Here is a 4,776-nt window from a genome sequence, read left to right as displayed (position 1 = left end):
CACGAAGCTGTCGATCAGGGCCGGATTCTCGCGCAGCTTCCGGTACTGGTCGGGATGCTGGCTCAACGCGTAGAGGCTGCCCGACAGGGTGTTGCGCGTGGTGTCGTTGCCGCCGACGATCAAGAGGATCAGGTTGCCGAGGAAATTCTTCGGATCCATGTCGCGGGTGGCATCGCTGTGCGCCATCATCGACAACAGATCGCTCTTCGGCGGCAGGTTGGCGCGTTCCTTCCACAGTTTCGCAAAGTAGCTCGCGCATTCCAGCAATTCGACCTGCCGCTCGTCTTCGGTCGCCACCAGGCCGGACGGACCGGGGATCGTGGTTGCGATGTCGGACCAGCGCGTCAGTTTGCGGCGGTCCTCCCAGGGAAAATCGAACAGCACGGCGAGCATCTGCGTGGTCAGCTCGATCGAGACCTGATCGACCCAGTCGAACACCGCATTCCGCGGCAGGTTGTCGAGGCATTCGGCCGACCGCTTGCGGATGTTGATCGCGAGCTGGTCGAGATGCGTCGGCGTGAACATCGGCGCCACGGTCTTGCGCTGCGCGCCATGGCGCGGCTGATCCATGGATATGAAGCTTTCGCGACGGACCTCCATGGGCGCATCGCGGATGGTAATGCCGCCGAGCATCGCCGCCGACGAGAACACCGAATGATTGGTCTCGATAGCCATGATGTCATTGTATTTGGTCACCGACCAGTACGGCCCGAACAGGCTCTCCCTGCAGTAGTGAACGGGATCTTCGCCGCGCAGCCGGTCGAAATACGGCCAGAATGAATCGGTCTTGAACAGCTCGGGGTCGCCGACGTCGATATCCGCCAAAGGAATCGAATAGGCGCGCTTGCGCGCGGCCCTGTGGTTGATATCTACAGCGGAATCGATCGTCCCGTGCATGGGGCAGCTCCCTGATGACCCCGCCGTGATTGGCATCGGAGGGTGAATTGCGTCGAATTACATCCCGTTGCGCGGGCCAGAGCAAGGGACAGTTTATACGGTGCGCCGCCGCGCCAGGCCCGGCCATGGGCCGGAATGCCGCTTGCGGTGCTTTCAGCCCGTGACAAGCCAATTCCCAGAGAATATGGCTTTGGGCAACACAAGCCATAAACTGTGCCCGGAGGCCGCCCAACCATGATCCCCAACGCGCAGCGCATGTTCAACTTCGATCTCGGCGAAACCGCGGATGCGATTCGCGAAACCGTGGCTGATTTTTCAAGCCATGAGATTGCCCCGCGTGCCGCCGAAATCGACCGCAGCAATCAGTTTCCGCGCGACCTGTGGCCAAAACTCGGCGCGCTTGGGCTGCACGGCATTACCGTCGAAGAGGAGTATGGCGGAGCCGGGCTTGGCTACCTCGAGCACTGCATCGCGGTCGAGGAAATCTCGCGGGCCTCGGCGGCGGTCGGGCTGTCCTACGGCGCGCATTCCAACCTGTGTGTCAACCAGCTGCGCCGCAACGGCAGCGCGGCGCAGAAGCGCAAATATCTGCCCGGGCTGATTTCCGGCGACCATGTCGGCGCGCTGGCGATGTCGGAACCCGGCGCCGGCTCCGACGTGGTGTCGATGTCGACCCGCGCCGATAAGAAGGGCGACCGTTACATCATCAACGGCAGCAAGATGTGGATCACCAACGGCCCCGTGGCGGAAACGCTGGTGGTCTATGCCAAGACCGATCCGGCCGCCGGCGCCCGCGGCATCACCGCTTTCATCATCGAGAAAGGCATGAAGGGATTTTCCACCGCGCCAAAGCTCGACAAGCTCGGCATGCGCGGCTCGGACACCTGCGAACTGGTGTTTGTGGATTGCGAAGTCCCGGAAGAAAATGTGCTGAGCGAGGTCGGCCGCGGCGTCAACGTGCTGATGTCCGGTCTCGACTATGAGCGCGCGGTGCTGGCGGCGGGTCCGCTCGGCATCATGCAGGCGTGCATGGACGTGGTGATGCCCTATGTGCACGAGCGCATACAGTTCGGCCAGCCGATCGGGGGCTTTCAGCTGGTACAGGGCAAGATCGCCGACATGTACACCACGATGAATGCCTCCCGCGCCTATGTCTACGCGGTGGCCAAAGCCTGCGACCGCGGCGAGACCACGCGCGAGGATGCCGCCGGCGCCATCCTCTATGCCTCCGAGAAAGCGACGCAATGTGCGCTCGACGCCATCCAGCTGCTCGGCGGCAACGGCTACATCAACGACTATCCGACCGGCCGGCTGCTGCGCGACGCCAAGCTCTACGAGATCGGCGCCGGCACCAGCGAGATCCGCCGCATGCTGATCGGCCGGGAGCTGTTCGAGAAATCTTCATGAAGTTTTGCTAATGCGGATCGCGTCTCGGCGCGGCAAATGCCGAGACTGAAAAATTTTCCGAGGCGGAGCGGAACGCCGACAGTTTCGCGATCGAGGTGATGACAAAGCTCGGCCGGTCGCCGATGCCGATGGGGCAATTGCTGCTCCGCGTCACCGGAAAGCAAGCGGACAAGAGCCTGTCCATTCTGTCGAGCCATCCCATGACGGAAGAGCGGCTGGCGCGCATGAGCAGCGAGGATAGGCCGCCGGGTGGCCCGCCACTGTTGACGGCGGAGCAATGGGCATCGCTGAAGGCGATCTGCAAATCCTCCTCCAGCCTCTGATCGTCTACTCCGCCAGATTGTTGATCTTCCTGACAAAGACGCGGACGTCGGCCAGCACCTCGGGCAGCAGCGTCTTGACCTCAGTGACATTCATGCCCGCCTTGATGCGCGGATCGTACAGGATATTCAGGATGTACTGGTCGTAGACGTCGAAAAATCCCATCGAGACATTGTCGTTGAACATGGTCCACGGCACCGCGCTGGTATCGTTGATCGGCCCCAGCGACTGCAACAGTTCCTCATAGGCGCAGTCGAAGAAGACAAAATCGCCGTTGTCGACGGTGAGAATGACGTCGGAATGCTCGATTTGATAGTTGTCGTTCTTGCGAAAGCCGGACAGGCACTGCGGATCCAGCGAGGTCCTGATCTCGCGCGCCCGCTCGCTGCCGTAGAATGCCGTTATGGTGCGATCGAGATCGCGGTCGCGCACCAGCTTGACAACAATGTTGGCGGCCGCGCGGCTCTCGGCCATGGCGATGTCGAGATGTGCGACCCGCGCGCCGATGTCGGCTATGACCCCCGCGAGCTGCGCCTTCCGGTCCCTGCGGTTGCCATCGGCGAACACCCGCACCGGCATGTCGTATTTTCTGATGCGGTCGACCCGGCCGGCCAGTTGGTATTCGGCGCCGAACGCGGTCTTGAAAAATCCGTCCGCGATCTCCTCGTCGGTGAACGTTTTCTGTTCCGCGCGTTGACGCGCGGCGATGGCGGGAATTTCGGCCGCCGCGGATGGCCGGCAGGCGATATCGCCGGACGCGATGATCGCCAGGGCGAGCGCGAAGATTTGTCCCGTGTGCGAGGCCCGGCTGACAAGGCTCATCGTTGCGATGCTGCCGCAAGCGGAGCCGGGACGCAAGGCGTCAGCGCCGCCTTGTATTGGGCCACGGTGCCGCGGCAACTTCGTGGGGCCGGCATCCGCAAACCCCACAGAAAAGGTCATCCGGAGACTGATTGATTTTTGGCCCTTTGCCGTCCGGGTCCCGTCGCTTACTGGAACGCGACCTCGGCAAAGCTCCTGAGCTTGCGCGAATGCAGCCGTTCTCGTTCTTGAGACTTAAGCTTTTCCAGCGCTCGAAGACCGATCTCAAGATGCTGGCCGACGCGGTGGCGGTAGAAGTCCCCGGCCATGCCAGCCAATTTGATCTCGCCATGCAGCGGCTTGTCCGATACGCAAAGCAACGTTCCGTAAGGGACGCGGAAGCGGAATCCATTGGCGGCTACAGCGGCCGATTCCATGTCGAGGGCGATGGCACGTGACTGCGACAGGCGGCGGATGGTCACCGCGTGGTCGCCGAGCTCCCAGTTCCGGTTGTCGACGCTGGCTACCGTGCCGGTCCGCATCACCCGTTTGAGCTCAAACCCGGTCAGCCCCGTCACTTCGCTGACTGCTTGCTCGAACGCGACTTGCATCTCGGCTAGTGCCGGAACCGGCACCCACAGCGGCAGCTCCTCATCCAGCACGTGATCCTCGCGGACGTAGCCGTGAGCGAGGACGTAATCGCCGAGCTTCTGCGTGTTCCGCAGCCCGGCACAATGGCCGAGCATCAACCAGGCATGGGGACGAAGCACCGCGACGTGATCGGTGATGTTACGCGCGTTCGACGGGCCAGTACCAATGTTGATCATGCTGATGCCGCGGGAAGCCTGTTGAACCAGATGAAAAGCCGGCATCTGCGGCGGGCGCTCCGGCGGCGTGTGCGTGGGACCTGGGTTGCCAAGGCTCGCTTTGACCGTGATGACGTTACCCGGCTCGACAAAGGCATCGGCCGCCGGATCACCGGCCGCCATGCGCTCGCGGCAGATGCGCGCGAAGGCGTCGACGTAGAATTGGTAATTGGTAAAGATCACAAAGTTCTGGAAGTGCTCCGGATCCGTTCCGGTATAGTGGTAGAGCCGGTGCAGCGAATAGTCCACGCGGGCAGCACGGAACATGGCGAGCGGCTGTCGCGGGCCAGCAGGCAGCGTGCCGTTGACGATCGCGTCGTCAATGTTAGCGAGATCTGGCGTGTCGAACAAATCGCGCAGCGGCCGGTCGCGAGCTGGCAAACTCGCTGAGACGTTAATGTCGCGTCGATAGGCAAAGTGAATCGGTATCGATTCGTCCGACTCGCCGATCTCGACCGGCACACCATGGTTCTGCATGAGAAGG

Annotated in this window: 4 protein-coding genes and 1 pseudogene; 2 read left to right on the top strand and 3 right to left on the bottom strand. The window is 62.3% G+C overall.

What is annotated here, in order from left to right:
- Positions 1 to 897 (bottom strand): cytochrome P450 (locus tag ABSG20_RS30175; RefSeq protein ID WP_423868116.1); only part of this gene is annotated, 897 nt, incomplete at its 3' end.
- Between the two features lie 234 nt (positions 898 to 1,131).
- Between ABSG20_RS30175 and ABSG20_RS30170 the strand changes: the two genes are divergently transcribed.
- The gene (locus ABSG20_RS30170) at positions 1,132 to 2,304 is read left to right on the top strand and encodes an isovaleryl-CoA dehydrogenase (protein WP_423868115.1); all 1,173 of its coding nucleotides are present in this window, start codon (positions 1,132 to 1,134) and stop codon (positions 2,302 to 2,304) included.
- A gap of 59 nt (positions 2,305 to 2,363) precedes the next feature.
- Positions 2,364 to 2,627: pseudogene (locus ABSG20_RS30165) on the top strand (M48 family metalloprotease); the annotation flags it as partial.
- 4 nt (positions 2,628 to 2,631) lie between these two features.
- Here the strand turns inward: ABSG20_RS30165 and ABSG20_RS30160 are convergent.
- Together ABSG20_RS30160 and ABSG20_RS30155 are read right to left on the bottom strand one after the other, a co-directional pair.
- Positions 2,632 to 3,447, bottom strand: a complete 816-nt coding sequence (locus ABSG20_RS30160) for a DUF2927 domain-containing protein (RefSeq protein WP_423868114.1) — start codon at positions 3,445 to 3,447, stop codon at positions 2,632 to 2,634.
- Positions 3,448 to 3,614: 167 nt separating this feature from the next.
- Positions 3,615 to 4,776, bottom strand: a 1,162-nt coding sequence (locus ABSG20_RS30155; RefSeq protein ID WP_423868113.1) for an AMP nucleosidase, incomplete at its 5' end; no start/stop codon positions are given.

Source organism: Bradyrhizobium sp., assembly GCF_049512235.1.
In the GTDB taxonomy this organism is placed as follows: domain Bacteria; phylum Pseudomonadota; class Alphaproteobacteria; order Rhizobiales; family Xanthobacteraceae; genus Bradyrhizobium.
This window is presented reverse-complemented; position numbering and strand designations above follow the sequence as displayed.